24 protein-coding genes are annotated in these 26293 nt (G+C 64.8%); 14 read left to right on the forward strand and 10 right to left on the reverse strand.

Features of this window, described 5'->3' with window-relative positions; translation table 11 throughout:
* Positions 1-5: 5 nt before the first annotated feature.
* From AC1RQ9_RS00455 to AC1RQ9_RS00470, 4 genes are all read right to left on the reverse strand, one after another.
* A complete protein-coding gene (locus AC1RQ9_RS00455; RefSeq protein ID WP_485985399.1) occupies positions 6-1070 on the reverse strand; it encodes a nucleoside hydrolase in 1065 nt (354 codons plus the stop codon).
* Positions 1071-1192: 122 nt separating this feature from the next.
* A complete protein-coding gene (hemW, locus tag AC1RQ9_RS00460) occupies positions 1193-2365 on the reverse strand; it encodes a radical SAM family heme chaperone HemW (RefSeq protein ID WP_485985400.1) in 1173 nt (390 codons plus the stop codon).
* Between the two features lie 153 nt (positions 2366-2518).
* Positions 2519-4522: a potassium transporter Kup gene (locus AC1RQ9_RS00465; protein WP_193733487.1), complete on the reverse strand. Its 2004-nt coding sequence runs from the start codon at positions 4520-4522 to the stop codon at positions 2519-2521.
* Between the two features lie 126 nt (positions 4523-4648).
* Positions 4649-5332 (reverse strand): YggS family pyridoxal phosphate-dependent enzyme, encoded by a 684-nt coding sequence (locus tag AC1RQ9_RS00470; RefSeq protein ID WP_485985173.1) that lies wholly within the window; start codon positions 5330-5332, stop codon positions 4649-4651.
* Between the two features lie 70 nt (positions 5333-5402).
* Here AC1RQ9_RS00470 and AC1RQ9_RS00475 point away from each other — a divergent pair, with 70 nt between their 5' ends.
* From AC1RQ9_RS00475 to AC1RQ9_RS00490, 4 genes are read left to right on the forward strand one after another with little or no spacing between them, the layout of a single operon-like run.
* A complete protein-coding gene (locus tag AC1RQ9_RS00475; RefSeq protein WP_485985174.1) occupies positions 5403-6737 on the forward strand; it encodes an RsmB/NOP family class I SAM-dependent RNA methyltransferase in 1335 nt (444 codons plus the stop codon).
* 59 nt (positions 6738-6796) lie between these two features.
* Positions 6797-7474, forward strand: a complete 678-nt coding sequence (gene rpe, locus AC1RQ9_RS00480) for a ribulose-phosphate 3-epimerase (protein ID WP_485985175.1) — start codon at positions 6797-6799, stop codon at positions 7472-7474.
* Positions 7475-7511: 37 nt separating this feature from the next.
* Entirely contained in the window at positions 7512-9185 is a 1674-nt protein-coding gene (locus tag AC1RQ9_RS00485; protein ID WP_485985176.1) for a heparinase II/III family protein, read from the forward strand.
* Complete coding sequence (locus tag AC1RQ9_RS00490; RefSeq protein ID WP_485985177.1) at positions 9182-10330, forward strand: glycosyltransferase family 4 protein; 1149 nt, start codon at positions 9182-9184, stop codon at positions 10328-10330. Before AC1RQ9_RS00485 ends, AC1RQ9_RS00490 begins: the two co-directional genes overlap by 4 nt.
* 117 nt (positions 10331-10447) lie before the next feature.
* On the opposite strand, the gene AC1RQ9_RS00495 is transcribed toward AC1RQ9_RS00490, so the two are convergent.
* Both AC1RQ9_RS00495 and AC1RQ9_RS00500 read right to left on the reverse strand, forming a co-directional pair.
* The gene (locus tag AC1RQ9_RS00495; protein ID WP_485985178.1) at positions 10448-10984 is read right to left on the reverse strand and encodes a hypothetical protein; all 537 of its coding nucleotides are present in this window, start codon (positions 10982-10984) and stop codon (positions 10448-10450) included.
* Positions 10981-12228, reverse strand: coding sequence for an aminopeptidase (locus AC1RQ9_RS00500; RefSeq protein ID WP_485985179.1), 1248 nt, complete (start codon positions 12226-12228; stop codon positions 10981-10983). The genes AC1RQ9_RS00495 and AC1RQ9_RS00500 overlap by 4 nt, the downstream gene beginning before the upstream one ends.
* A 121-nt stretch (positions 12229-12349) precedes the next feature.
* On the opposite strand from AC1RQ9_RS00500, the gene AC1RQ9_RS00505 reads away from it, so the two are divergent.
* Positions 12350-12697 carry a Rieske (2Fe-2S) protein gene (locus AC1RQ9_RS00505; RefSeq protein WP_227672744.1) on the forward strand — a complete coding sequence of 116 codons (348 nt, stop codon included), beginning with the start codon at positions 12350-12352 and terminating at the stop codon, positions 12695-12697.
* Here AC1RQ9_RS00505 and AC1RQ9_RS00510 read toward each other — a convergent pair.
* From AC1RQ9_RS00510 to AC1RQ9_RS00520, 3 genes are all read right to left on the reverse strand, one after another.
* Positions 12660-13184, reverse strand: a complete 525-nt coding sequence (locus AC1RQ9_RS00510; RefSeq protein ID WP_485985180.1) for a DUF4186 domain-containing protein — start codon at positions 13182-13184, stop codon at positions 12660-12662. The genes AC1RQ9_RS00505 and AC1RQ9_RS00510 overlap by 38 nt on opposite strands.
* Positions 13185-13195: 11 nt before the next feature.
* Complete coding sequence (tyrS, locus tag AC1RQ9_RS00515; protein ID WP_485985401.1) at positions 13196-14443, reverse strand: tyrosine--tRNA ligase; 1248 nt, start codon at positions 14441-14443, stop codon at positions 13196-13198.
* Between the two features lie 118 nt (positions 14444-14561).
* The gene (locus tag AC1RQ9_RS00520) at positions 14562-15227 is read right to left on the reverse strand and encodes an alpha/beta hydrolase (protein WP_010507247.1); all 666 of its coding nucleotides are present in this window, start codon (positions 15225-15227) and stop codon (positions 14562-14564) included.
* A gap of 576 nt (positions 15228-15803) precedes the next feature.
* Between AC1RQ9_RS00520 and AC1RQ9_RS00525 the strand changes: the two genes are divergently transcribed.
* The 9 genes from AC1RQ9_RS00525 (at position 15804) to AC1RQ9_RS00565 (ending at position 24817) form a co-directional block, all read left to right on the forward strand.
* Positions 15804-16940, forward strand: coding sequence for a cysteine desulfurase family protein (locus AC1RQ9_RS00525; protein WP_485985181.1), 1137 nt, complete (start codon positions 15804-15806; stop codon positions 16938-16940).
* Positions 16937-18121 carry a cysteine desulfurase family protein gene (locus AC1RQ9_RS00530; protein WP_485985182.1) on the forward strand — a complete coding sequence of 395 codons (1185 nt, stop codon included), beginning with the start codon at positions 16937-16939 and terminating at the stop codon, positions 18119-18121. The genes AC1RQ9_RS00525 and AC1RQ9_RS00530 overlap by 4 nt, the downstream gene beginning before the upstream one ends.
* Positions 18122-18151: 30 nt before the next feature.
* Positions 18152-18466, forward strand: coding sequence for a ferredoxin family 2Fe-2S iron-sulfur cluster binding protein (locus AC1RQ9_RS00535; RefSeq protein ID WP_193733501.1), 315 nt, complete (start codon positions 18152-18154; stop codon positions 18464-18466).
* Between the two features lie 119 nt (positions 18467-18585).
* Positions 18586-19695: a tRNA 2-thiouridine(34) synthase MnmA gene (gene mnmA, locus AC1RQ9_RS00540; protein ID WP_485985183.1), complete on the forward strand. Its 1110-nt coding sequence runs from the start codon at positions 18586-18588 to the stop codon at positions 19693-19695.
* Positions 19692-20360, forward strand: coding sequence for a glutathione S-transferase family protein (locus tag AC1RQ9_RS00545; RefSeq protein ID WP_485985184.1), 669 nt, complete (start codon positions 19692-19694; stop codon positions 20358-20360). The genes mnmA and AC1RQ9_RS00545 overlap by 4 nt, the downstream gene beginning before the upstream one ends.
* A 19-nt stretch (positions 20361-20379) precedes the next feature.
* The gene (locus AC1RQ9_RS00550) at positions 20380-21477 is read left to right on the forward strand and encodes a glycosyltransferase family 4 protein (protein ID WP_485985402.1); all 1098 of its coding nucleotides are present in this window, start codon (positions 20380-20382) and stop codon (positions 21475-21477) included.
* A gap of 120 nt (positions 21478-21597) precedes the next feature.
* Complete coding sequence (locus AC1RQ9_RS00555; protein ID WP_485985185.1) at positions 21598-22599, forward strand: CobW family GTP-binding protein; 1002 nt, start codon at positions 21598-21600, stop codon at positions 22597-22599.
* Positions 22596-23660: a WD40 repeat domain-containing protein gene (locus tag AC1RQ9_RS00560; protein WP_193733505.1), complete on the forward strand. Its 1065-nt coding sequence runs from the start codon at positions 22596-22598 to the stop codon at positions 23658-23660. Before AC1RQ9_RS00555 ends, AC1RQ9_RS00560 begins: the two co-directional genes overlap by 4 nt.
* 119 nt (positions 23661-23779) lie before the next feature.
* Positions 23780-24817 (forward strand): glycosyltransferase family 4 protein, encoded by a 1038-nt coding sequence (locus AC1RQ9_RS00565; RefSeq protein WP_485985186.1) that lies wholly within the window; start codon positions 23780-23782, stop codon positions 24815-24817.
* On the opposite strand, the gene AC1RQ9_RS00570 is transcribed toward AC1RQ9_RS00565, so the two are convergent.
* A complete protein-coding gene (locus tag AC1RQ9_RS00570) occupies positions 24800-26155 on the reverse strand; it encodes a chloride channel protein (protein ID WP_485985187.1) in 1356 nt (451 codons plus the stop codon). The two genes, AC1RQ9_RS00565 and AC1RQ9_RS00570, sit on opposite strands and share 18 nt — an antisense overlap.
* Between the last annotated feature and the right edge of the window lie 138 nt (positions 26156-26293).

The following is a 26293-nucleotide window of genomic DNA, read 5'->3' on the forward strand; positions in this document are numbered from 1 at the left end:
CCTCTTCAGTGTCCCTGAACCGGCAGGTCGGCCTGTGCCTGCCGTGCGAAGGTGTCGCGGAAGCGGTCGGCATCAATGCTGCGCACGATATGCATGGTGCGTATCGGGCTGTCATGCGGGGCAAGCGAGTCGGGCACGACAAAGGCATGGCCGTAATGTGGGCCACGGCTGGTGTCGATATCCATGCGGGCATCCACGGCGGATGTCACCAGCGTGGGGTCGGCCGCGATGGCGGTCGTCATTTCATCCCACATGGGCAGGGGATCGTAATATCTCCCGATATAGTCGGTCAGCGGCGTTTTCTTTGCCGTAAGCTGCGCCAGGTACTGTTTCGACAGCATGAGGTCGTTCGACACGCTGCCCACCACGGTAATCTTCTTCCATGGCGCGGTCAGGGTGATATGGGCGGCTTCGGGATCAAAGATCATGTTGAAATCAGAGGCAAAATCCGCATTGCCGGTAATGGACATCATGCTGGTGTCCAGCATGCCGCCCATGAACACAAGCTGCCTGGCCGTCTCGGCAAAGGTCGGGTCCTGACGGATCGCAAGCGCAAGATTGGTCAGCGGGCCCGCGGCGACAATCGTAACCTCATGCGGGTGGGCATGCACCTGCTCGATCAGGAACTGTGCCGCACTCTGCGCCACGGGGGCGAGGTGGGGCGCACCTTCCTTCATGGCCGGAATGGCGGGCTGGATATCGGGCGCCTTATCAATCGAACCCAGCGCGCCCCACGCGCCTTTCCATGGAATGGCGCCATACTGCTGTTCATGCAGTTTCATTTCCGCGCGCGTGTTCACCAGCGGATAGACCGCGCCATCGGCCACGGGCACGTCGGTGCAGCCCATGATTTCCAGCAGGCGGCGCAGATGGGCCGATTCGGCGTTTTCCCATCCATCCCCGGTCACGACCGTAAAGCCCAGCACGCGCACATGCGGGTTGGCCAGCAGGGGAATGATGGAAAGCTGGTCCGATCCGCCCGGCCCCAGGAAATCATTATCCTCGATCACCAGTTCCGGTTCCGTTGTCGCGGGGGCAGGGGCGGCAAAGGCGGTGGTGGTGACCAGCATTATGGCCGTGGCGCATGCGGCAAGCCGCGCAGTCAGCGAAAGGGCGGGTGAAAACACGCGGCGTACTCCATATGGCTTTATTGGCTTTGGGATGGCGGGAAGCCATCGTATTGCCAAAATTCCTAAAGCACCAGCGCGGCCAGCAGGCTTTCCAGCCGCAGCCGGCCCGCTTCCGTGGCCCGCAGGGTGTGGTGGATGGGATCCAGGACCAGATAGTCTTCCACGATTGCGGCCGCCATGATGTCGGCATCGGTTGCATCCTGCACCGCCATGCCGGTGCGGCGGGCAAAGCGGGTGGTGGAAATCCCCTCCGCCAGGCGCAGCCCCATCAGCAGCATTTCACGTGCACGGTCACGGTTGTCCAGCCGTTCTTCTGCATGGGCGCCGGTGCCGGTGCGTTCCACCCGTTCCGCCCACGGTTCGGGCGCGCGGTGGCGGCGCGTGGCACAGGTCACGCCGTTGCGGGTCAGCCGCCCATGCGCCCCCGGACCAATGCCCAGATAGTCGCCATACCGCCAGTAGGTCAGGTTATGGCGGCTTTCAGCGCCGGGGCGGGCGTAATTGGATATTTCATACCCCAGCAGTCCATGGCGGGCGGCCACCTCGGCGGTCAGTTCATACAGCCGTGCCGCGTCATCCCCATCGGGCAGGCGAAAGCGGCCCTGCCGGTACAGGCTTTCGAATTTCGTGCCCGGCTCGATCGTCAGTTGGTACAGCGACAGGTGATCCGACACCAGCGACAGCGCGGCCTCCAGTTCGGCACGCCATGCGGCTGCATCCTGCCCCGGGCGGGCATAGATCAGGTCGAATGATATCCGGTCGAACAGGCTGCGCGCCGTCTCCAGCGCCGCAATGGCCTGTGGCGCGTCATGTTCGCGGCCCAGAAAGCGCAGGGCCTCGGCATCAAGGCTCTGGATACCCACGGAAATGCGGTTGACGCCCGCATCACGGAAGGCGCGCAGCCGACCGGTTTCCACGCTAGTGGGATTGGCTTCCAGCGTGATTTCCACATTATCCGTCAGGCCGAACAGGTCACGGGCACCGTCAATCAGCCCGGCCACCGTATCCGGCGCCATGAGGGACGGCGTACCGCCACCAAAGAAAATGGAGCCTATGGCCGGGCGTTCGCCCCGGCCGTCGCCCATGCGCGCGGCCTCATGCGCCAGTTCGCGCAGCAAGGCCGCGCCAAAGCGGGTGCGGGGGATTTCATCGCGCACATGACTGTTGAAATCGCAGTACGGGCATTTGGACAGGCAGAACGGCCAGTGCACATACAGCGCCAGCGGTTCGGTCATGCCGGATGAGGGAGTGTGTGAAAACCCTGCCAAGGCAACCCCTTGCAAACTATCAGACGTTTTTGGTGAAGCTTTTTTCAGGAAGCTTCAAAAAGAATGCCGCCTTTTTTGGAAAAAGGCGGCACCCAAAAACTTTCATTCTGTTCAGGAACGTCAGATCGCCAGCCGTACGCCCAGTTCCACCACGCGGTCAGGCGGAATACGGAAAAATTCCGTGGCCGGCGTCGCGTTGCGCGCCATGAACAGGAACAGCGACATCCGCCACCGCGACAGCTTGGGCACGGATGAGCGGACAAGCAGTTCGCGGCTGGTGAAATAGGATGCCTGCAACGCATCGAAATCCAGCCCGCTGGCCTTCAGGTCCTCCAGCGCGCGGGGCAGGTTGGGCATTTCCATGAAGCCGTAGCGCAGGATGATGCGGTAGATGTCGGGGGCCAGTTCCTGCAGCGCCACGCGGTGGCCGTGGTCGGCTTCGGGCTGGTCCAGCGTCTGCACGGTCACGAACAGCACGTGGTCATGCAGCACCTTGTTGTGCTTGAGGTTATGCAGCAGGCAGGCGGGCACGAATTCCGGGTTGCCGGTCATGTAAACGGCTGTGCCCGGCACGCGGATGATGCGTGATTGCGGCAGGCGGGCCAGGAACGAGTTCATTGGCATGCTGTCCTGCTTCTGCCGGTTCATGATCAGCTGGCGGCCCTTTTTCCATGTCGTCATCATGAGCGTGAGCACGATGCCCAGCAGCACCGGCACCCAGCCACCCTGCGGGATCTTGAGCGCGTTGGACGCAAAGAACGTCGTATCCAGCAGGAAGAAACCGCCGAATGTCGCGATCGCGGCAGGCCGCGACCAGTGATACAGCCTGCGGAACACCACCATCGCCAGCACGCAGGTGCACATGAACGTGCCCGTCACCGCAATGCCGTAGGCCGAAGCCAGCGCGTCCGAACTGCGGAAGGCCAGCACCAGCAGCAGCGCGCCCACCATCAGGAAACGGTTGAATTCCGGCAGGTAGATCTGGCCTTCCTCCTCCGCATTGGTGTGGGTTACGCGCATGCGCGGCAGGTAGCCCAGCTGGATGATCTGGCGGCACAGCGAAAAACCGCCCGAAATGCCCGCCTGGCTGGCAATGACCGTGGCGAATGTGGACAGGATGATCATCGGCACCTGCAGCCAGTGGGGGCCAAGCAGGAAGAACGGGTTGGCCAGCGCCTTGGGGTCCGAAATGATCAGCGCGCCCTGGCCCAGGTAATTCAGCGCAAGGCACGGCAGCACGCAGAACAGCCACGCATAGCGGATGGGCTGGCGGCCGAAATGCCCCATGTCCGCATACAGCGCCTCCGCCCCCGTGACCGACAGCACGACCGAACCAAGGGCGATGAACGACAGCCACCCGTGATAGACAATGAACTGCACGGCATAGGTGGGCGATATCGCCAGCAGCACCGCAGGGTGATGCAGGATCTGCAATCCGCCCAGTATGCCCAGCAGGCTGAACCACACCAGCATGACCGGCCCGAACACGGTGCCCACCTTGCCCGTGCCATAGCACTGGACCGAAAACAGCCCGACCAGCACCAGCAGCGCTATGGGAATGACCAGGTCACGCGCGGCAGGGAAGCTGACTTCCAGCCCCTCCACCGCCGAAAGCACGGAAATGGCGGGGGTAATCATGCCATCGCCAAAGAACAGGCAGGCCCCGCCAATGCCGACCATGCCCAGTGCGATGCGCATCCGGTTGCTGGGTGCGACACGTTGGGCAAGGGACATGAGCGAGATGATCCCGCCCTCCCCATTATGGTCGGCGCGCATGATCAGGATGACGTATTTCACCGTCACGATCAGCAGCAGCGACCAGATGATCAGGCTCAGGACGCCCAGCACCTCCCACGGCTCGATCCTGTGGTGCTGCGACACGACCATGATGGTCGAACGCAGGGCGTAGATCGGGCTTGTGCCGATATCGCCAAACACCACGCCCAGCACGCCCAGCAGGGCGGCGAAGCCCACGGGGTTGGCCGCGTGTTCGTGCTGGTCCGCGCCGTATTCGGTAATCTTGGGCGTGGTCGTGGCCTTGTTGTCCACGGCAGTTGCGCGATGACCTGCGCCATCCGGCGTCGTCGGGGATCCGGGGGCAGAAGGCCCCGTGGGTTGCGTCATGTCGTGACGGCTCCGCGGCAATGAAGACAGAAAACCGGCGTCACATCGCGACCGGATAGTCTGGCATTACCGCCTTGCCCCATGCGCAGCAAGGGTCGTCTCCGCTCAGGTGCCATTCAGGCACGCTTAGGCATGGGCCGGACGGGCACCGAAAATCGCACTGCCCACCCGTACCAGCGTGGCGCCACAGGCAATCGCGCGTTCGAAATCGGCCGACATGCCCATGGATATCACCGGCAGCCCGTGCCGTGCCGCCATGTCGGCCAGCAGCCGGAAATGCGGTGTCGGGTCCTGATCGTGCGGCGGGATGCACATGAGACCACGCACCCTGTCGCCAAAGCGCATCATGCTGGTGGTGATGAAGGTATCGGCTTCTTCCAGCTTCACGCCCGATTTCTGGGTCTCGTCGCCCGTGTTTACCTGCACCAGCAGGTCGGGCAGGCGGCCTGCCTTCTCCCCCGCGCGTGCAATCGCGTCCGACAGGGAAGGGCGGTCAAGGCTTTCGATCATGTCCGCGATCCTGACGGCCTCCAGCGCCTTGTTGGTCTGCAGGCCACCGATGATGTGCAGCCGCAGGTCGGGCCAGCGTTCGCGCAGGTCAGGGAATTTCGCGGCCGCTTCCTGCACGCGGTTTTCACCGAATATCCGCTGTCCCGCCTCCAGCGCCGCGATGACGCTGGCCTGTGGATGGAACTTGGAAACGGCCACGAGTTCGATGGCGGAAGGGTCGCGGCCCGCCGCCCGCGCGCTGGCGGCGATGCGGGCATGGATGCCCGTCAGGGCATCCGCTATGGATGTGGATGTTGACATGGCTCTAGGCTTGGCCTGAATACCTCCCCGGTCAAGCCCCCGCATGTCGCAGCTTTCAGGTCAGGATTACATGAAGCCTTCCCCGTCCCCGTCACCCCGCCCCACTGGTCGCCGTCCCGGCAAAGGCCGCCCCGACCGGCGCGGTGGCATGGCCGCCCCTGACCCGACGCGCGACATCGCCTTTGATATCGTCGAAGGGGTGATCGTCCATCGCCGCATGCTCGACACATCCCTCGACCACTCGGCCGCCGCCCGCACGGCGGAACCGCGTGACCGTGCGGCAGGCCACAGGCTGGCCGCCACGGTGCTGCGGCACATGGGCACCGCGAACGAAGTGCTGTCCCCGTTCCTCAAGCGCGAGCCGCCCGAGTCCGTGCGCGTGGTGCTGCTGATCGGGGTGGCGCAGCTTCTGTTCCTTGATACACCGGCGCATGCCGCCGTGGCCACGTCCGTCGCCCTTGCGCGCAGGCGCGGGCTGGTGCCGTTCGCGGGGCTGGTCAACGCGGTGCTGCGGCGCGTGGCCGCGGGTGGGGTGCAGGCACTGGACGGGCTGGACCAGGCGCGGCTGGATGTGCCGCCGTGGCTGTGGCAGTCATGGGGAAAGCTTGCGCGTCCCATTGCCCGCGCGCTGGGTCATGAGCCACCGCTGGACCTGACCATTCGCCCCGGCGCAGAAGCCCCGCCGGGGGGCGAGATGATGCCGGGTGGCAGCGTGCGCTTCGCCGCAGGCACGGTAAAGGTCGTGGACCTGCCCGGCTTTGCCGAAGGGGCGTTCTGGGTGCAGGACATGGCGGCCAGCCTGCCCGCGCGGCTGCTGGATGTGAAAGCGGGCGAACGCGTGGCCGATCTGTGCGCGGCGCCAGGTGGCAAGACCGCCCAACTGGCCTTTACGGGGGCGGAGGTGTTCGCCATCGAACGCGAAGGCCGCCGGATCGAGCGCCTGCGCGCGAATCTGGCCCGCCTAGGACTGTCGGGCGTGCATGTCATCCATGAAGACGCGGCGAAGTGGCGGCCCGATACCCCGCTGGACGCGATCCTGCTGGATGCGCCGTGTTCGGCCACCGGCACCATCCGTCGCCATCCTGATGCCATGTGGATCAAGCGCCCGCGCGACATCGCCACCATGACCGAAGGGCAGGACCGGCTGCTGGCCGCCAGCCGTGACATGCTGCGTCCGGGCGGGCGCGTGGTCTATGCCGTCTGTTCCCTCCAGCCTGAGGAAGGCGAGCAGCGCGCGCTGGCAGCGGCCGCGATGGGACTGGTCCCCGATCCCTTCACACCGGAGGAACTGGCCTTCCTGCCGCAGGCCCGCACGCCGGAGGGCTGGCTGCGCACCCATCCCGGCATGCTGGCGGACCTTGGCGGCATGGACGGCTTTTTCGCCGCGCGGTTCCGGCGGCCCTGACATGGGCGCGGGGTGAGGAAAGATTCGCGTTAGTCATTGATTGATGTTAAAAAACAGGCATGGCTGCTCTCGAAACTCCCCTTATCGCGCCCAGCGTCCTGTCAGCTGATTTCTCCCGCATGGCGGACGAAGTCGCCGCTGTCGAACGTGCCGGGGCGGACTGGCTGCATCTGGATGTCATGGACGGGCATTTCGTGCCCAACCTGTCCATGGGGCCGCAACTGATCAAGGCGCTTCGCCCGAAATCAAAGCTGCCGTTTGACGTGCATCTGATGATAGCCCCCGTCGATCCGTATATCGAAGCCTTCGCCAAGGCCGGGGCCGACCATATCCACCTGCATGTGGAGGCCGGTCCCCATACCCATCGCTCGCTGCAGCATGTGCGCGACCATGGTGTGAAACCAGGCATCGCCATCTGCCCCGCCACCCCGCCCGAAGCGGTGGGCGAGGTGCTGGATCTGGTGGACATGATCCTGGTCATGACGGTCAATCCCGGTTTTGGTGGCCAGAAATTCCTGACCAGCCAGCTGCGCAAGATCGAAACCCTGCGCCGGATGGCGGATGCGACGGGACGTGACATCCGCATCGGTGTTGATGGCGGCATCAATACACAGACTGCGCCGCTGGCGGTTGCCGCGGGCGCCGACATGCTGGTCGCCGGCACGGCCGTGTACGGTCAGGATGATTACGCAGCCGCCATCAGGAACCTACGGACCGGGATGCATAACCCGGCGTGAGGGTATGGTCCCTTATGTATCGGAGGGATAAGGCCCCATGGCGCTGAAGCGTCTGGCGCGGGGCGCGCGCCTTTCCTTTGCACGGCTGCCCCTGCTGGGGGGGGGCAGGCGCCTGCCTGTCGCACCCGTCCATAACGTGCGTGACCTGTGGCCGGGTGATCCGGTGGCGGGTGCGCAGCTGGCCCGTGGCAGCCTGACATGGGCGGGCTATACCCATCCCATCGGGCCGGGACAGTGGGATTCACCCGATTTTGAACCCGCGTTCCGTGAAGGACTGCTCAGTTTCCGCTGGTTGCGTGACCTGCGCGCGGTGGGCACCGATGCCGCCCGGCTGAAGGCGCGCGCGCTGGTTGACGACTGGCTGCACCATCCGTCGCAGGATCCGCTGGCGCTGGAATGCGGCGTGATTGGCGCGCGGGTTGCTGCATGGCTGGGGCATTATGATTTCTTTGCCGCGTCGGCCAGCGATTCCTTCCGCCAGCGCCTCATGGCCCGCATCCTGGTGGAAGGGCGCACCATTGCCGCCCTCATGCCACCCGAACGGCATGGCTGGCAGTCATTGACCGCGTTGAAGGGGCTGCTGGCCGTCGCAGTGGCCATGCCGGAATATACCGGCTTCCTGACCCGGTACCGCCGCTATATCGATAATGAGGTGGAAAGCCAGATCCTGCCCGATGGCTGGCATATCGAACGTAGCCCGGAAGTGCAGTTGCGCGCCGTGCGGGAACTGGCGGAAATGCGGGCCATGATGCAGGCGGTGCAGCATGCGCTGCCGCATGCGGTCGCCATCGCGCTGGACAAGATGTGTCCCGTGCTGCGGGCCATGCGACATGGGGATGGCGGGCTTGCCCTGTTCAACGGCAGCCATGAACGCAGCGCAACCTTGATCGAGATGGTGCTGTCACAGGCCACGCGCACCCGCGTCGTGGCCCATTCCATGCCGGATGGCGGTTTCATACGCATGCCGGCCATACGGTCGCTGCTGCTGGTGGATGTCGGGATACCGGCGCCGGCCGAATATGACCGTAACGCGCATGCGGGGACGCTTTCATTCGAATTTTCCTGTGCGCGCCAGCGTCTGATCGTCAATTGCGGCGGCGGCGTGCTGCCCGCGTGGAAAGAGGCCCTGCGCCAGACCGCCGCCCATTCCGTCGTGGTGGTGGAGGACATGTCGTCATCCGAATTCGGGCCGGACGGCACGGTGCGGCGCAGGCCGGCCCATGTGGGCGTGGACCATGCCGTGGCCGAAGGGGCGCACTGGCTGAACCTGTCGCATGATGGCTATCATCCCTCGGCGGGGATTACGTATTACCGCAGGCTGTATCTGGGTGGTGACGGCGAGATCCTGCGCGGGGAGGAAATGCTGGAAGGCGAACGTGAAGTGCCCTTCGTCCTGCGCCTGCACCTGCATCCATCGGTCAACGCGGTTGATGCGCAGGACGGCTCCATCCTGCTCGAGGCAGGTGAGCAGCACTGGCGTTTCCGTGCGGCGGGGGGTGAGGTCGCCATCGAGGACAGCGTCTATTCCGGCGGCCAGGTCCCGCAACCGACCCTGCAACTGGTCGTGCGCGTTGACCCTGCAGGCCGCCAGCAGGACGCGGAAGGCAGTAATGGCACGGCCCTGCTGACACAGGCCGATGGGCCGATGGGCAAGGTGCGGCAGGTGGTGCGCTGGGCGTTCAGGCGTGAAAAGCTGCTGCTGCTGACATGAAGATCCTTGAAATCACCAATGTTGATTTTTCGCTACGCCAGTTCCTGTTTCCCCTCATGCTGGCATTACGCGACGATGGGCATGATGTGGTCGGGGTGTGTGCCGACGGTCCTCTGCTGGCGGACGTCCGGACACAGGGCCTGCGGGTCGAGACCGTGCCCATGTCACGCACCCTGTCCCCCCTTGCGCAGTGGCGGGCGTGGCGTGGGCTGGTGCGCCTGATCCGGGCGGAAAAGCCCGATATGGTCCATGCCCATATGCCCATAAGTGGCCTGCTGGCACGTTTCGCGGCATGGCGTTGTGGCGTGCCCTGCATTGCCTATACCTGCCACGGTTTCCTGTTCAACCAGCCGGGATCGCGGGTGCGGCGCGCCATCGCCCTTGTGCTGGAATGGCTGGCCGGAAGGGTGACCGACATTTACCTGACGGTATCGGCAGGGGAGGCCCGCGATGCCCGCAGGCTGCATATCCATCCCCACGCCACGGCCATTGGCAACGGGCGCGATCCGGCCATTTTTCATCCCATGCCCGAACAGCGCGCGGCCCTGCGTGCGCGGATGGGCGTGGGGGCGGGGCAGGTTGTCATCCTTGCCGTCTCCCGTCTGGTGCGCGGCAAGGGTTATCCCGAACTGCTGGCGGCCATGCGTACCCTGCCTGATAACGCGGTGTTGTGGGTGGTGGGCGAACGCCTGCCCAGCGACCGTGGCGTGGACCTTGGCGCGTGTTTCGCTGCGGCCCGCGCGGCACTTGGTGCGCGTCTGGTCATGTTTGGATACCGTGCGGATGTGGCGCCGATCATGGCGGCCGCGGATATCTTTGTCCTGCCCAGCCATTTCGAGGGCCTGCCGATGAGCGTGATCGAAGCCATGCTGTGCGGCCTGCCCGTAGTTGCAAGTGACATATCCGGCCCGTGCGAGCAGGTCGTGGCGGGCGAGACCGGCCTGCTGGTGCCCCCGGGCAATGTCGGGCGGCTTGCTACGGCGCTGGACCATCTGGTGCGTGATGGCACGCTACGCCAGCGCATGGGCGAAGCTGGACGGATGCGTGCGCTGGCCTGTTACATGCAGGCGGACATCATGGCGCGCACCGTGGCCCTGCTGACGGCGCGACATCCTGCCGCCCACGAAATGCACCGCCAATCATAAAGAAGTTTTTGGTAAAGCTTTTTTCAAAAAGCTTCAGGAAGATGCCGCCTTTTTGAAAAAAGACGGCACCCAGGAACTGTTATTGTTTTTTTATCAACAGATGTCCTGACATCTCCCTTAACGTCCCGGGGCCTGCTGCTGCTGGCTGTCGCCGCCGCCCATGATCTGGATCAGCGCCTGTGTCTGGGCCGCATGGGACTTGAGCAGGCTGACATTGTCCGGGTTCAGCGCGGGCATGGACCGGCTGTCCTGTGCCGGGTGCTGCATCACGGCGGCGGTCATGCCAAAGGTGGTGATGCCCATGACGAATTCACGCGCTGTCATGCCAGCCTGTTTCAGGATCGGCTGAAGCTGGGGCATGGCTTCCGTGCGCTTGATGGTGTCTTCAAGCGACATGTTCGGTGTCTCGGGCGGCGAGATGCGCGAATTGCGGATCTGTTCCATCACCGGCGTCATGCGCGTGAAGAAATCCTTGGGCAGCTTGTACCGCGCCACGGTTTCCATGTCATGCTGGATGGCGGCCTGCTGTGCGGCGCTGGGGGCCTGCTGCGTCATCTGCTGCGTGGGCTGCTGGGCCATGGCGGCGGAAAGGGGGGCCAGGGCAAGGACGCATGTGGTGGCCAAAAGCGCCTTGCGCACGAAGGAAGATATCATGGCTGGTTGCTCCATTCGCCCTGTCTCATCAGGGGTTCGCGGGTGCCATCATGGTTGATGGCGTCCACATCGATCTTGCTGGACCCGATCATCCAGTCAATATGGATAAAGCTGGTATTGGCCCCCTGCTGCGCCAGATGGGCTTCGGTCAGGTTGTCGGTATCCAGCATGCACTTGGCATAGGACTGGCCAAGGGCGATGTGGCTGGCCGCGTTTTCATCAAACAGTGTGTTGCGGAACAGGATGCCGCTTTCGGAAATGGGGGATGACGCGGGCACCAGCGCTACTTCACCCAGCCTGCGCGCGCCGTCATCGGTATCCAGTATGCGTTCAAGCACGTCCTGCCCGGTGCGGGCATGGGCTTCGACAATGCGGCCGTCCTCGAACCGCACGGCAATATCGTCAATCAGCGTGCCCTGGTGGAACAGCGGCTTCGTCGCGCGTACCGTCCCGCTGACCTTGCGGGCGTGGGGGGTGGTGAACACTTCCTCGGTCGGGATGTTGGGGTTGCAGGTAATGCCGTTGCCTGCGGCTTCCGCGCCCCCGGCCCATGCATGCCCGTCAGCCAGTCCCACGGTCAGGTCCGTGTCCGGCCCGCTGAAATGCAGGGCCGCGAAACGCCGGTCGTTCAGCCACGCCGTGCGTTTGTGCAGATGGGCGTTATGGGCTTTCCATTCGGCCACCGGATCATCCACCATGACGCGGGATGCCTTGAAAATCGCATCCCACAACCGGCAGACCGCCGCATCCACCGACAGGTCGGGAAAGACCTGCTGCGCCCATGCGGGGGTGGCGAAGGCCACGATGTTCCAGTTGATGGCGAAACGGGTGATCAGTTCCATGGCCGGACGCCCCGCGCGTGATGCGGCGCGGCCCACGCGGGAGACGCGTTCGGCCTTTTCATTGGCCAGCAGCACAGGATTGGCCCCGGTGATCGCCATGCGCGCGGCCCCCTTGCGGTAGGCATTGGCCATGCCATCGTGCAGCCAGTCGGCAGCGGTATCCAGGGTATCGTCAGCGGCGTAGCGGAAGCGGGCAAGGGTCGTCACGTCATCGGCATAGAATGGTGTGACCAGTGACGCCCCGGCTTTATAGGCATGTTCCGTGATGCGGCGGACCAGTGGCACGGCATCCAGCGGGGCCGTGATCAGCAACTGCTGGCCGTGCGCGATATTGACGCCAACCCGGACGGCGACTTCAGCCAGACGGTCCAGAAGATGTTCATGCTGGGGGGAAAGAACCATGCGTCATCATATCCTGATTAATGTTGGCCGTTGTGCCGCTACACACATGCGCGAAGCGCAGGCACGATAGACGACACACCCCATTCACGTAAAATGGTAACTGCGCAGCAGGGGGAAAGGCATGGAAACAATGAAACAGGCATCACCGGGTTCCCGTCCGCTATGCGCGGTATCCGCCGCGCGTGCGGAACCCCAGCGTGTCATGTGCGATGGCCGTGCACTGGTGGTGTGGATGGTGGAGGACGACCGCCCCGCCGTGCTGGATGACCGCTGCCCCCACGGCAATGCCCGGCTTTCCGCCGGTTACGTGCTGTATGGCCGCATTGTCTGCCCGCTGCATATGTGGACATTCGGCCCCGATGGGCACGCACAGGCCCCCGGTGGGCGAATGGAAGCGGCGGGGCCGATGCCGCAGTCCCATGAATGCTGGATCAGCGGCGATCAGGTCTGGGCGCGGATTGCGCCATAGGGGCTGCCGCATCCCGTCTGATCCATTCCTGTATGACCGACAGGATATAGGCCTGCTGCTGCGCATCCAGCGCCTGCCCTGCGGGCATGGCGTGCCATTTGGCAACACAGCCACGGCAGCACGTACCCGTTGCATGCTGGGCGATGAAGACCGGGTGGCCGCGCCATGGGGTCTGGCGGCCGTCCTTGTCAGGATGGGCAGGGGCGAGTCGGGTGGCGATGAAATCCGCCGCGTGCGCCATGACTTCCGGCAGGCCCCGCGTGACCAGATAGTCCCGTTCCTTCGCCCCAAGGTGGAAACGCGCGCGAAAGCGTGAATAGGCCAGCCGTTCCCACAGTTCCCGTGGCACGGCGGGCAGGGACTGCAGGTCTGGCGTGGCCGGGCGGGGATTTTCCTGCAGGGCGGCAGGGGAGGGTGGCGTAGCAGGCGCAAACAGGTCGGGCTGTTGTGCCTGCGCCCTGTCCCGGCCTGCCCGCCTGCGTGTCATGGCCGTGTCCTTCAGGCCGGCTGGACCAGGATATGGCGCTTGCGGCCCGATGACAGCTTGAGCGACCCGTCAATCAGGTCACTGTCGGACACGACCTGCGCCTCGTCCTTTATCACCACGTCATTCACCCGCGCGCCACCACCACGGATCAGGCGACGGGCTTCCCCGTTGCTTGCGGCAAAACCGGCTTCCACAAACAGGCGGAAGGCGGGTACGCCTTCGGTCAGCAGGGTGGCGGGCAGGTGGACGGTGGGCAGGGCGGCAGCCGTTACGGCCCCTTCCTCAAACGTGCGGCGTGCGGCCTCCGCGGCTTCTTCTGCTGCGGCACGGCCGTGGCACAGGGCCGTGGCCTCGGTGGCGAGGACTTTCTTCGCTTCGTTGATTTCCGCGCCGCCCAGGGCGGCCAGACGGTCGCATTCCGCGATCGGCAGTTCGGTAAACAGCTTGAGGAAACGGCCAACATCCGCATCCTCCACATTGCGCCAGAACTGCCAGTAATCGAATACCGGCAGGCGGGCCGCCGACAGCCAGACCGCACCCTGCGCCGTCTTGCCCATCTTTGCGCCGGAACTTGTGGTCAGCAGTGGCGTTGTCAGGCCGAACACCTGCGCACCATTCATGCGGCGCACCAGGTCAATGCCCGATACGATGTTGCCCCACTGGTCCGATCCCCCCATCTGAAGGGTCACGCCATGACGGCTGTTGAGTTCCCGGAAATCGTAGGACTGCAGGATGGAGTAATTGAACTCCAGGAACGTCAGGCCCTGCTCACGCTCCAGCCGCGACCGGACCGAGTCGAAGGACAGCATGCGGTTGACGGAAAAATGGATGCCCACATCACGCAGCAGGTCGATGTAGGACAGCCGGTCCAGCCAGTCAGCATTATTGGTCAGCAGCGGATCGGACGGTCCCGTGCCCAGCGGCAGGAACTGCCGCAGGCAGCCTTCCACCCCGCGCAGGTTGGTGGCGATGGTTTCCGCCGTCATGAGCTTGCGCGCTTCTTCGCGGAAGGACGGGTCGCCGATCTTCGCCGTGCCGCCGCCCATCAGGGCCACGGCGCGGTGGCCGTGGCGGTGCATCAGGCGCAGCATCATGATCTGGATCAGGCTGCCCACATGCAGGCTGTCCGCCGTGGGGTCGAAACCGATATAGCCCCCTACCGGACCGGCCTGCATGGCCGCGTCAAGTGCGTCCATGTCGGTGCACTGGAAAATGAAGCCGCGTGCTTCGGCTTCCCGGAGGAATTCACTCTTGGGCATGATCTGTTCCGCGCTGTGATGGGCATCGCTGGCCGGGCCGCCCCGGCGCGGACCAGCCTCTAGCATGTTCACGGCCCATCATGGAACAGCCCGGCCCGACCGGGGTGGATTAAGGCTGTCAGTCGGCCGCCAGCGCCAGCGCCTTGCGGTTCATGACCGTGCTGACGTGGTCTTCCAGTGCTTCGGCCACCTGATCGGCATGGTTGGCGAAGACGTGGTCGGCACCCTTGAAGATGCGGTAATCCACGGTCACACCCTTCTGGGTGTTCAGCTTGTCCACCAGCTTGCGCACGGCGGGTTCGGGCACGAGTTCATCGTTTTCCCCCGCGATCATCAGCCCGCCACACGGACACGGCGCAAGGAAGCCGAAATCATAGTGGTTGGCAGGCGGCGCCACGCTGATCCAGCCCGTGATTTCGGGGCGGCGCATGAGCAGCTGCATGCCGACGAACGCACCGAACGAATAGCCCGCGATCCACAGGCCGCTGGCGTTCGGGTTGACCATCTGCATCCAGTCCAGGGCGGCGGCGGCGTCCGAAATTTCGCCAATGCCACCGTCATAGCGCCCCTGCGAGCGGCCAACCCCACGCGAATTGTAGCGCATGACCGAGAAGCCCATTTTCTCGAACGCGCGGTACATCGCATAGGTGATGCGGTTATTCATGGTCCCGCCATGCAGCGGGTGGGGATGAAGTACCAGCGCAAGCGGCGCGTTGGGCGCGCTTGAATGGTGATATCGACCTTCCAGGCGGCCATCAGGGCCGGCAAACATGACCTCAGGCATAGGTATCCCGCATTTGCATTTTCCCGCGCATTCCAGGCATTGCAGCGGGAAAGGTTGCTGTTACAGCCCGCCCGACCGGCGATGCCCCGTCAGGTCGGCAGGCAGAGAAAATGCTGTCCTTCAATGTCATCCGTGCCGGAAGCAGGAATACGCCGTGTATTCATCCGGTGATGGTGGCACGAAAAACAGAATTGATCCGGTCTGGTGCGCCAGGCCGAAAGTATACCCACCCGCCTGATAATGGGCCTGCTGCCTACCGGATATAAAGTGCGTCTTTGGCAGGCGTGCCCTGCGCGGGGGGCAGATATGGTAATACGTCGTGTCCACCCGGCATGGGGAAAAGGCTTTTTCCCCGTCGGGCCGGGTGTGTCGTGTTGGTTCGCTCTCCTTGCCATGGCCCGGATGGCGGGCGGGCGACATTGAGGCAGCGGTATGGGAAAGGTGCGCGCACCCGCCATAACACGTTGCAATAAATATTATGTTGCGCTGCCTTATAGCGGTGTGGATTCACAAAATGCCAGATAAATCGTAATCCACCTCGCAAAACGACTTGGCGTAACCATATGGCTGGACAGCATGAACACCCGACGCGACAGTTTTACCTACCTTGACGCCAACGCGTCCGAACCGCTCCGGCCACAGGCCTTGGCGGCCATGGTGTCGGCGGCGGAAGTGGTGGGTAATCCGTCATCCGTCCACCGTGCGGGACGGGCCGCGCGTGCCGTGCTGGAAACCGCGCGGGAGGGTCTGGCCGCCCTGTTCGGGGTCACTGCTGAAAACTGTGTCCTGACGTCGGGCGGGACGGAGGCGAACGTGCTGGCCATCACCGGTCAGGCACAGGGCAGGCGTGTGCTGGCGGGCGCGACCGAACACGACGCCGTACGCGGTGCCATACGGGCGGAAGTGGTGCCGGTGCGGCCCGATGGCGTGCTGGACCATGGGGCGCTGGAACGCATGCTGGCGGCCGATGGCGCGGCTCCGGCCCTGGTCTGTGTCATGCTGGCCAATAACGAAACCGGCGTTATCAATCCCGTGCGCGATATCGCAGCGCTATGCCACGCCCATGGCGCGCTGGTGCATGTGGATGCGGTGCAGGCGGCGGGTCGTATTCCCTTCACCATCGGGGAACTGGGCGCGGACAGCATCGCGATTTCGGGCCATAAATTCGGCGGGCCGAAGGGGGCGGGGGCACTGCTGCTGGCGGGCGCGCGGTTCCATGCCATCCCCCCGCTTCTGGCCGGGGGCGGGCAGGAGCAGGGACGGCGTGGTGGCACGCCCGCCCTGCCAGCCATTGCCGGAATGGCCGCTGCCGCCACGGTGGCGGTGGCGGAAATGGCGCAACAGACCGACAGGCTTGGCGCATGGCGTGACCGGATCGAGGCGGCGGCGGTGGCCGCGGGCGCGCGGGTCTGCGGTGGCACGGCGCCGCGTCTGGCCAATACGACCAGTCTTGTGCTGTCGGGACGGCGGGCGCAGACGCAGTTGATCGCGCTGGACATGGCGGGATATTGCGTCTCGGCCGGGTCGGCATGTTCATCTGGCAAGGTCACGCGCTCACACGTGCTGGACGCCATGGGGCTTGGGGATGACGCGGGCTGCGCCATCCGGGTATCCCTGCCGTGGTCGGTGACACAGGCGCAGGTGGATGGCTTCATCGCGGCCCATACCGCCATGGCCGCCCGGTTGCCCGCGTTGCAGGCGGGTGCGGCATGAGTGTGCCGTCTGAGCTGATCTACCTCGACTATCAGGCCACCACGCCGTGTGATCCGCGTGTGGTGGCGGAAATGATGCCGTGGTTTACCGAAAGTTTCGCCAATCCCCACAGCCTTGACCATGCGGCGGGACGTGCGGCCCATGACGCGGTGGAACAGGCCCGCGCCGAAGTGGCCGCGATACTGGGCGCGGACGTGCGCGAAATCGTGCTGACATCCGGTGCGACGGAGGCCAACAACATCGCCATCAAGGGCGCGGTCCGTCACCTGCTGGACCGGGGAGATCCGCGCCGGCGGGTCATCACGGTTGCGACCGAACATAAATGCGTGCTGGAATCGGTGCGCGACCTTGCGCGCGAAGGGTGCGAGCCGGTGATCCTGCCGGTCCGGCCCGATGGCACGCTGGACCCTGATGTGCTGGGCGAAGCACTGCGGGTGCCGACCCTGCTGGTCAGCATCATGGCCGCCAATAACGAAACCGGGGTGGTGCAGGATATCGCGGCCCTTGCGCCACTTGTCCGCGGGGCGGGCGCACTGCTGCACAGCGATCTGGCGCAGGCGGTGGGCAAGGTGGATGTGGACGTGCGGGCGTGGGATCTCGATCTGGCGTCCGTGTCGGGGCACAAGCTGTATGGGCCGAAAGGGGTGGGGGCGCTGTTCGTGCGCCGCAGGCCGCGCGTGCGGCTGACACCGCTGTTTTCCGGCGGCGGGCAGGAACGTGGCCTGCGCTCGGGCACGCTGCCAGCGCCGCTGGTGATCGGATTCGGGGCGGCCTGCCGCATCGCGCGTGCCGAAGCGCCAGCGGAACGCGTGCGGGTCGCGGGTCTGCGGGACCGGCTGCTGGCCGCGTTAAGGGCGGGATGTGACGGCGTGCATGTCCATGGGGCCATGGCGGGACGGCTGGCGGGCAACCTCAACCTGCGCTTTGACGGCGTGCGCGCGCTGGACCTTATGGCGGCAGCGCCACAGTTGTGCCTGTCCACCGGATCGGCCTGTTCCTCGGCCGAAGTGACGCCGTCTTACGTGCTGACGGCCATGGGGCTGGATGGGGATCAGGCCGCCGGAGGCTTGCGTCTGGCCGTCGGACGCTATACCTCACCCGCCGATGTGGATCGCGCGGCGGCGATCCTGTGCCTGGCCGTGGCACGGTGCCGCGCGCAAGGCAGTGTTTCGGCCCCATGACGGGCAAACAGCACAGGCAGGATGACAAAGATGGCGCATATAACATTCATCGAGCGTGACGGCAGCCGCCGCGAAGTTGCGGCCCCGCTGGGCCTGTCCGTTCTGGAAATCGCTCACAAGAACGGGATCGACCTTGAGGGTGCGTGCGAAGGCTCGCTGGCCTGCGCCACCTGTCATGTGGTGGTGGACCCCGAATGGGCGCCCAAGCTGACGCCGCCGACCGAGGATGAGGAAGACATGCTCGACCTGGCCTTCGGTCTGGAGAAAACATCCCGTCTGGGCTGCCAGATCGTGATGACCGAGGCACTGGACGGTCTGGTGGTGCGCCTGCCGCGCACGTCCTGACCGGCGACCTGCTACACACCGCGCGTCACGGGACGCGCGCAACATGATGTTTGACGTGCGATGCCCGGGGGCGGATAGTCCTGCGGGCATTGCCTGTCATTGGGAAGTGGAACCAAGCCATGCGCATTCTTGTGGCCATGTCCGGCGGGGTGGACAGTTCCGTCGTTGCTGCCCGTCTGGTGGACGAGGGGCACGAGGTGATCGGCGCGACCCTCCAGCTGTATGATTCGCGCGAAAGCACGAAAAAGGGTGCATGCTGCGCGGGTCGTGACATTCATGACGCCCGCCGCGTGGCCGACCGGCTGGGCATTCCTCATTACGTCATTGATGCCGAACGCCGTTTCCATGACAGCGTGATCGGCATGTTCGCCGATGCGTATGCGGCGGGCGAAACCCCGGTACCCTGTGTTGCGTGCAATCAGGGTGTGAAGTTTACCGACCTGCTGGGCATGGCGCGTGACCTTGGGGTGGACGCCATGGCCACCGGTCATTACGTCCGCCGCGTGGATGGGCCGGATGGCGTGGAAATGCATCGTCCCGTTGACGCCGGGCGTGACCAGTCATGGTTCCTGTTCGCCACAACCCGCGACCAGCTTGATTTTCTGCGCTTTCCGCTGGGTGACATGCCTGACAAGGCCGCCGTGCGGGCACAGGCCGAACGCTTTGGCCTGGCGGTCGCGGCCAAGCCCGACAGCCAGGACCTGTGTTTCGTAACCGATGGTTCATATGCGGGTCTGGTGGAAAAGCTGCGCCCCGATGTAACCGGGGCTGGCGAAATCGTGGACCAGTCCGGCCATGTGGTGGGCCAGCACGAAGGCGTGACCCGTTACACCGTGGGGCAGAGCAAGCGGCTGGGCAACGCCGCCATGCGCGATGGCGCGCGCCAGATGGTGGTGGGAATCGAACCCGCCAGCAAACGTGTGGTGATCGGCCCGCGCGCCCACGCCGTGGCCCGCACGCTGGTGCTGCGTGACATGAACTGGCTCGTGCCCCCGCCGGGGCCTGAAGGCCTGCGGTGCGCGGTGCAGATCCGCGCGCGTGAAGCCGCCCGGCCTGCCACGGTATGGCAGGCGGATGGCAATGGTGCGCGGGTGGAACTGGATGAGGGCGCGGTCCCCGCACCGGGACAGGCCTGCGTGATGTATGATGGCACACGGGTGCTGGGCGGTGGCTTCATCCGTCGGGCGGAAGCTGTTCAGGCCGGAAGCGAAGGGAAGGCAGCGTCATGAGTGATGGTATTCTGGTCATTGGCACGCGGCGGTATTCATCATGGTCGCTGCGCGGGTGGCTGGCGGTACGTCTGGCCGGCCTGGATGTGCGCGAGCAGATGATCCCGCTGGCCGATAACGGGGAAACCCCGGCCATCCGCACCATCTCGCCCAATGGCAAGGTGCCCTATCTGGAACATAAGGGCGTTGCGGTGTGGGAAAGCATCGCGATTTGTGAATACTGCGCCGAACAGGCGCCGGGCCTGTGGCCAGATGATGTCCGCCAGCGTGCCTATGCCCGCAGCATCTCGGCTGAAATGCACGCAGGCTTCCGCGCCGTGCGGCAGGCCATGCCCATGAATATCGGCCGCGACAACCGCCCGCTGGCGGCAGGCACCACGCCGGATATCGATGCGGACATCGCCCGCATTGATGCTATCTGGACCGAGGCCCGGCTGGATTTTGGCAAGGATGGACCCTTTCTGTTTGGCGCGACGTTTGGCATGGCGGATGCCATGTTCGCGCCCATCGTCTCGCGCTTCCTGTCCTATGGCATCAGTCCCTCGCCGGAATCGCGCGCCTACATGACCGCCGTGCGTGCCCATCCGCTGATCGATGACTGGTACCAGAAGGCCGCGCAGGAACCCGCTGAATGGCGGCAGTCCCGTTTCGAGGACATTGCCTGAGAGGGGACCGCCCGTGACCATGCCATGGCGCGTGGCAGTGGTGCTGCCCGCGCGTGAGGGATTTTCCCCCGGCGCCGTGGGGGCGATCGGGTTGCAGGTCGCAGCCCTTGCCGGACCGCAGGATGTGATCGTGGGATCACCGCTGGACGGCCCATCCCTGCTGCCGGACCATGAATACCGTGCCGTGCAGCCCGGCCTGTGGCCACCGGGACGGCGCAGCGTGCGTTATGCCGCGGCCACTGCGCGCGTTGTGGCGGAGACGGGGGCCACCGTGGTGGAAGTCCATAACCGCCCCGATACCGCCCACTACATTGCCCGTCACCGTCCCGGCCAGCGCGTGCTGCTGGTGCTGCATAACGACCCGCAGGGCATGCGCGGGGCCGAAACGCCTGGCCAGCGCCGTGACCTGCTGCGGTTGATGGATGTGGCCTGCGTATCGGGCTGGGTGCGGCAACGCTTCCTTGATGGCCTGCCGGATTCCTGTGCGCGGCAGGTCGGGCTGTCACCCAATGGCGTGGCGTTGCCGGCAAGGATGCCCCCCATGGCCCAGCGCGCGCGCCGGGTGCTGTTTGCCGGGCGCGTGGTGGCGGACAAGGGGGCAGACCTGTTTGTTGCCGCCTGCGCGCTGCTGGCACAAACCCATCCCGACTGGGATTTTTGCATGATCGGCGCCGACCGTTTCCGCACCGATGCGCCGCTGACCCCGTTTGTGTCCGATCTGGCGCCCAAAGCCGCGGCGGCAGGCGTGGACATGACTGGCTACAGGCCACATGCAGCTGTTCTGGCGGCCATGGCGCAGGCGGCCGTCGTGGTCGTGCCCAGCCGGTGGCCCGAACCATTCGGCATGACGGCGCTGGAAGCCATGGCGGCGGGCGCTGCCCTGATTGCATCCCCGGTGGGCGGACTGCCCGAAGTGGTGGGCAATGGCGGCCTGCTGTGCGCGCCCGATCCCGCAACCGGGCTGGCCCGCGCCATGGCCGGGTTGATGGATGATCTGCCCGCGCGTGAGGGCCTGGCCGCACGCGGCCGGGCGCAGGCCGCGTATTTTGGCATCGAACACGCCCGTGCCTGTCGTGATGCGATGCGTGATGCAGCCCTGCACCGGGGCGGGGCCTGACCCTCTTTTCCGTTTTTCTGTGCTGCCGGGTATGGGACACGCCGCCCCATGGCCCTATATCTGGGCACACAAGGCTTACGCCACGCATGATGCAGGCAATTTGAAAAGACCGGAGGCCACATGTCCGATACCGTTCAGGCGTCGCCCGACGCCGCAGCCCAGAACACCCTTGTGCCGGTTACGGTGCTGACGGGTTTCCTTGGCGCGGGCAAGACGACACTGCTCAACCATATCCTGACGGCACAGCACGGCCGCAAATACGCCGTGGTGGTGAACGAGTTCGGTGAACTCGGCGTGGACAACGACCTCGTGGTGGATGCCGATGAGGAAGTGTTCGAGATGAACAACGGCTGCATCTGCTGCACCGTGCGCGGCGACCTGATCCGCATTCTCGGCAACCTCATGAAGCGCCGGGCGAAGTTTGACGGCATCATTGTCGAAACAACCGGCCTGGCCGACCCGGCCCCCGTCGCCCAGACCTTTTTCGTGGATGAGGACGTGCGCGGCAAGACCCGTCTGGATGCCGTGGTCACGGTGGTCGATGCCTACAACGTCATCCAGACGCTTGATGAAAGCCCGGAAGCGGTGAACCAGATCGCGTTTGCCGATGTCATCATCCTCAATAAGACCGACCTTGTGGATGAAGTGGCGCTGGCTACCATCGAATCGCGCATCCGCTCCATCAATGCCGTGGCCCGCATCCACCGTGCGCAGCGCGGTGACGTGCCGCTGTCCGATGTGCTGGACCAGGGCGGGTTCGACCTGCAGCGCGCGTTGGAACACGCGCCGCATTTCCTTGAGGACACCAGCCATTCCCACGAAGCGGACGTGACTTCCCTGTCCTATGAAGTGGAAGAGCCGCTGGATGCCGCCAAGTTCCAGGCATGGATTGGCGCGGTGCTGCAGGAACAGGGGGCCGATATCCTACGCGCCAAAGGCATCCTGAACTATGCTGGCGAGGACCAGCGTTTCGCCTTTCAGGCCGTGCACATGATGGCCGATGGCGGCTTCATCGGCCCGTGGAAGGAAGGTGAGCCGCGCGTTTCCCGCCTGGTCTTCATCGGCCGTAACCTCAACCGTCCGCAGCTTCGCCGCGGTTTTGAAAGCTGCCGTGCGAAATGAGCGATACCGTGAATGATACCATGCCCGCCACCGGCCTGCTTGAACGCCGTGGGGCCATGCGCCAGCTGGAAGGCCAGATCACCGGCTGCACCATCTCACGCGACAGCCAGCAGGTCGCTTTCGCCACGGGTGAGGGCGATATCATGGTGGCGGACCGGGCCGACTGGGGCCAGTCGGATGCATGGAACGTCATGACCGTGCATGATGGCGCGGTCCTTGCCATTGCACCCGATGCCGCTCCCACCGGATTCCTGACCGGTGGCGATGATAACGCCCTGCGCCGCGTGGCGGCCGATGGCAGCGTAAGCGACCTTGCAAAAGGCCGCCGCTGGATCGAACACATCACGACATGGACCAATGGCAAGGGCGGCGTGATCGCCTTTGCATCCGGCAAGCAGGTCGAACTGCGTGATGCTGACGGGCACACGACCCTGAAGGTGCTGGAACATCCGTCCACCGTCAGTGGCATCGTATTTGACGCCAAGGGCAAGCGCATCGCGGCCTCGCACTATAATGGCGCGTCAATGTGGTTTGTGCAGGCGAAGGTGGATACCGTTCGCCCGCTGGAATGGAAGGGCAGCCATATCGGCATTGCCATCCACCCTGCGGGTGAGGCACTGGTGACCTCCATGCAGGAATCGGAACTGCATGGCTGGCGTCTGTCGGACGGACACAACATGCGCATGAGCGGATATCCGTCCAAGGTGCAGTCCATGGCCTTTACCCGCAACGGCAAGTGGCTGGTGACCAGCGGGGCGGACACGATCGTGATGTGGCCGTTCTTTGGTGGTGGCCCGATGGGCAAGCCGCCGGCGGAGGCCGGTGGCCTGCCGGGTGTGATGTGTACCCGCGTGGCCTGCCACCCCGTCCACGATATTGTGGCTGCGGGGTTTGCCGATGGATCGGTGCTGATGGCCGATACCGGGGCACAGCGTATCCTGCCGGTATGTATCGGCGGGTCGGGTGCGGTGACGGCGCTGGAATTCAGCCCCGATGGCTGTTGCCTTGCCTTTGGTTCGGAAGATGGCCGCGCCTGCGTGGTCGACCTGAGCGCCAAATAAAGCCGGATAATAAGTAACAAAAGTTTCCGGGCGCCGCCTTTTTTCAAAAAGGCGGCGTCTCTTTGAAGTTTTTTGAAAAAAGCTTCACCAGAAAACCTTTTCATGAATTGCAGGGCGTTATGCGCGTACTTCATGTCATGGCGGCCCGTGGCAATGGTGGGGCCGAACTGTATTCCACCGATGTCATGCTCAGCCTGCAGGATGCGGGTCTTACGCAATGCGTGGTCATGCATCCTGCGGCCCCCCGCCGGGTGGAACTGCAGCGCGCGGGCATGGCGGTGGAAACAGGTCCGCTGCGCCTGCCGCTGCGTCCGCTCATCCGGTATGCGCTGCATGGCCTGATCGAACGCATGCGGCCCGATCTGATTCATTGCTGGCTACGCCGGGCGGCGGAACTGGTGCCCGCGCATACGGGTATTCCCGTCATTGGCTGGTTCGGCAATTACAAGGACCTGCGTCCGTTTGCGCATTGCGGCTGGTTCGTAGGGTGTACGCCGGATATGGCGCAGTCCATGCGTGAACGGGGCGCGCCAGCGGACCGGGTGGCCTATGTGCCGACCTTTCCTTCCGTCACGGCCCAGCCGCCGGTTTCCCGCCGGTCGCTGGATACACCCGATGATGTGCCGGTGCTGCTGGTGCTGTCGCGGCTGCATCCGGCCAAGGGACTGGAAACGCTGCTGGATGCGCTGCCGCTGCTGCCGCGCTGCCATGTGTGGCTGGCGGGGGATGGCGAACTGAAGGCCGCCCTTGCGGCCCGGGCGGCCCGGTTGGGGATTGCGGAGCGGGTGCATTTCCTTGGCTGGCGGTCTGACCGTGGTGCCTTGCTGGCGGCGGCCGACATATGCGTGCTGCCGTCGCGTTATGAACCTTTCGGCACTGTCATTCTGGATGCCTGGTCGGCGGATGTACCGCTGGTGGCGTGTGCGGCGGCCGGTCCGCGCGCGCATGTGCGCGATGGGGATAACGGCATGCTGGTGCCCATTGATGACGCGCCTGCACTGGCCACCGCCATACAGCGTGTGCTGGATGATCCGGTACTGGCCGCACGGATCGTGGCAGGCGGCAGGCGGGATTACGAAGCGCGTTTTACCCGTCAGGCCGTCACCGCGCAGTGGCTTGCGCTGTATGAACGCGTGCTGTCAGCGCGCGGCCGGTAGTGGCGCTGCGGGTGGGGGCCGGGGCGTCGCCACGGGCGGCCTGGGGGCCGAGGCCATGCCGTCAAGGAACGCTTCGGCCAGGGCCGCGTAAAGCGGCTGCGAACAGATCATGCGTGAAACGCCATAGGCAAGGAAGGACGTGGCCAGCAGCGCCAGCGTCACCTGCTGGTTGTCACACATTTCCATAACGATCACCGATGCGGTCAGCGGCGACTGCACCACGGCGGAAAAATAGGCCACCGTACCCAGTAGCACCACGGCCCCCGGCGTGGTGTGCGGCAGGAACTGCGCCACCCATCCGCCAAATCCCGCCCCGATGGCAAGCGATGGTGCAAACAGCCCCCCCGGAATGCCCGAACAGTAGGAAATGATGGTGGCGATGAACTTCAGGATGAAGAAGGACGCGGGATAATGCGTCTTGCCTTCAATGATTTCGTGCGCCTGTTCATAGCCGGTACCGTAGGTGATGCCGTCCGATGCAATGCCGATAATCGCCAGCAGCAGCCCGCAGGCGGCGGCAAACGCCACCGGCCTGCCACGCGCGAAACGGCCCACACTGCCGGGCAGGCCGCGCGTGGCCCGGATCAGGATGGCTGAAAACACGCCGCCACCGATCCCGCCAAGGATGCCGCAGGTCGGCACCGCGATCCAGCTTATGCCGATTGGCACCACCACGTCGGTATGGCCGAAATAGCTGTAGTTCCCCACCAGGGCGATGGCGGTCACACCCGACAGGATCACCCCCGTCAGCATGGTGCCGCTGGTGCGCTGTTCAAATGAGTGGCTGAGTTCCTCGATCGCGAACACGATACCGGCCAGCGGCGTATTGAACGCCGCCGATACGCCCGATGCCCCACCCGCCAGGATCAGCCCGCGCCGCATGCTGATGGTGGACAGGTTCAGCCACCGCCCGCAGGCATGCATGATGGCGGCGCCGATCTGCACGCTTGGCCCCTCACGCCCGATCGACCCGCCTGCCACCAGCCCCAGCGTGGTCAGCACGATCTTGCCCGCCGCCACCCGCAGCGACAGCAGGCGGTCGATGATGGCGAAGTTTTCAAGGTGCAGGGTGGCGATGGTCTGGGGAATGCCGCTGCCCTGCGCGCCACGGAACCATGTGCGCGTCAGCCACGTGGACAGCGCCAGCCCCCCCGGCGTAAGCGCCAGCATGATCCACGGGCTGATGCCGATGATATGGTTGCGCAGCGTGGCCGCCGCGTCCGCCGCCATGGCGAATCCCACCGCGACCACACCGACCACCACCGCCGCCGCCCAGCACGCCAGTTTGCGCCGCCACTGCTCGGTGGTGATGCGGGCGGAACGACGCAGGTGGCGCATGTGCTTCCTGCGGATTTCAGTAAGGTCGGTTCGCATTACCGGTCATCTACTTTCAGCAACGGCACTGACAGTTAAAACCGGGCGGGGACAGTCCGGTTGCGGTACAAGGGCAGCATTTATCGCAACCCGGACGGCCAT

The sequence above is a fragment of the Komagataeibacter ossonobensis genome (genome assembly GCF_057359305.1).

What these genes read in the sequence shown, in the direction of transcription:
- hemW (WP_485985400.1), bottom strand. Translation starts at nt 2,365, where the DNA reads ATGACCGAACCGCTGGCGCTGTATGTGCACTGGCCGTTCTGCCTGTCC.
- AC1RQ9_RS00555 (WP_485985185.1), top strand. Translation starts at nt 21,598, where the DNA reads ATGTCCGATACCGTTCAGGCGTCGCCCGACGCCGCAGCCCAGAACACC.
- AC1RQ9_RS00510 (WP_485985180.1), bottom strand. Translation starts at nt 13,184, where the DNA reads ATGACACGCAGGCGGGCAGGCCGGGACAGGGCGCAGGCACAACAGCCC.
- AC1RQ9_RS00525 (WP_485985181.1), top strand. Translation starts at nt 15,804, where the DNA reads ATGAACACCCGACGCGACAGTTTTACCTACCTTGACGCCAACGCGTCC.
- AC1RQ9_RS00465 (WP_193733487.1), bottom strand. Translation starts at nt 4,522, where the DNA reads ATGACGCAACCCACGGGGCCTTCTGCCCCCGGATCCCCGACGACGCCG.
- AC1RQ9_RS00565 (WP_485985186.1), top strand. Translation starts at nt 23,780, where the DNA reads ATGCGCGTACTTCATGTCATGGCGGCCCGTGGCAATGGTGGGGCCGAA.
- AC1RQ9_RS00490 (WP_485985177.1), top strand. Translation starts at nt 9,182, where the DNA reads ATGAAGATCCTTGAAATCACCAATGTTGATTTTTCGCTACGCCAGTTC.
- AC1RQ9_RS00470 (WP_485985173.1), bottom strand. Translation starts at nt 5,332, where the DNA reads ATGTCAACATCCACATCCATAGCGGATGCCCTGACGGGCATCCATGCC.
- AC1RQ9_RS00545 (WP_485985184.1), top strand. Translation starts at nt 19,692, where the DNA reads ATGAGTGATGGTATTCTGGTCATTGGCACGCGGCGGTATTCATCATGG.
- AC1RQ9_RS00560 (WP_193733505.1), top strand. Translation starts at nt 22,596, where the DNA reads ATGAGCGATACCGTGAATGATACCATGCCCGCCACCGGCCTGCTTGAA.
- tyrS (WP_485985401.1), bottom strand. Translation starts at nt 14,443, where the DNA reads ATGCCCAAGAGTGAATTCCTCCGGGAAGCCGAAGCACGCGGCTTCATT.
- AC1RQ9_RS00530 (WP_485985182.1), top strand. Translation starts at nt 16,937, where the DNA reads ATGAGTGTGCCGTCTGAGCTGATCTACCTCGACTATCAGGCCACCACG.
- rpe (WP_485985175.1), top strand. Translation starts at nt 6,797, where the DNA reads ATGGCTGCTCTCGAAACTCCCCTTATCGCGCCCAGCGTCCTGTCAGCT.
- AC1RQ9_RS00520 (WP_010507247.1), bottom strand. Translation starts at nt 15,227, where the DNA reads ATGCCTGAGGTCATGTTTGCCGGCCCTGATGGCCGCCTGGAAGGTCGA.
- AC1RQ9_RS00455 (WP_485985399.1), bottom strand. Translation starts at nt 1,070, where the DNA reads ATGCTGGTCACCACCACCGCCTTTGCCGCCCCTGCCCCCGCGACAACG.
- AC1RQ9_RS00570 (WP_485985187.1), bottom strand. Translation starts at nt 26,155, where the DNA reads ATGCGCCACCTGCGTCGTTCCGCCCGCATCACCACCGAGCAGTGGCGG.
- AC1RQ9_RS00500 (WP_485985179.1), bottom strand. Translation starts at nt 12,228, where the DNA reads ATGGTTCTTTCCCCCCAGCATGAACATCTTCTGGACCGTCTGGCTGAA.
- mnmA (WP_485985183.1), top strand. Translation starts at nt 18,586, where the DNA reads ATGCGCATTCTTGTGGCCATGTCCGGCGGGGTGGACAGTTCCGTCGTT.
- AC1RQ9_RS00485 (WP_485985176.1), top strand. Translation starts at nt 7,512, where the DNA reads ATGGCGCTGAAGCGTCTGGCGCGGGGCGCGCGCCTTTCCTTTGCACGG.
- AC1RQ9_RS00495 (WP_485985178.1), bottom strand. Translation starts at nt 10,984, where the DNA reads ATGATATCTTCCTTCGTGCGCAAGGCGCTTTTGGCCACCACATGCGTC.
- AC1RQ9_RS00475 (WP_485985174.1), top strand. Translation starts at nt 5,403, where the DNA reads ATGAAGCCTTCCCCGTCCCCGTCACCCCGCCCCACTGGTCGCCGTCCC.
- AC1RQ9_RS00505 (WP_227672744.1), top strand. Translation starts at nt 12,350, where the DNA reads ATGGAAACAATGAAACAGGCATCACCGGGTTCCCGTCCGCTATGCGCG.
- AC1RQ9_RS00550 (WP_485985402.1), top strand. Translation starts at nt 20,380, where the DNA reads ATGCCATGGCGCGTGGCAGTGGTGCTGCCCGCGCGTGAGGGATTTTCC.
- AC1RQ9_RS00535 (WP_193733501.1), top strand. Translation starts at nt 18,152, where the DNA reads ATGGCGCATATAACATTCATCGAGCGTGACGGCAGCCGCCGCGAAGTT.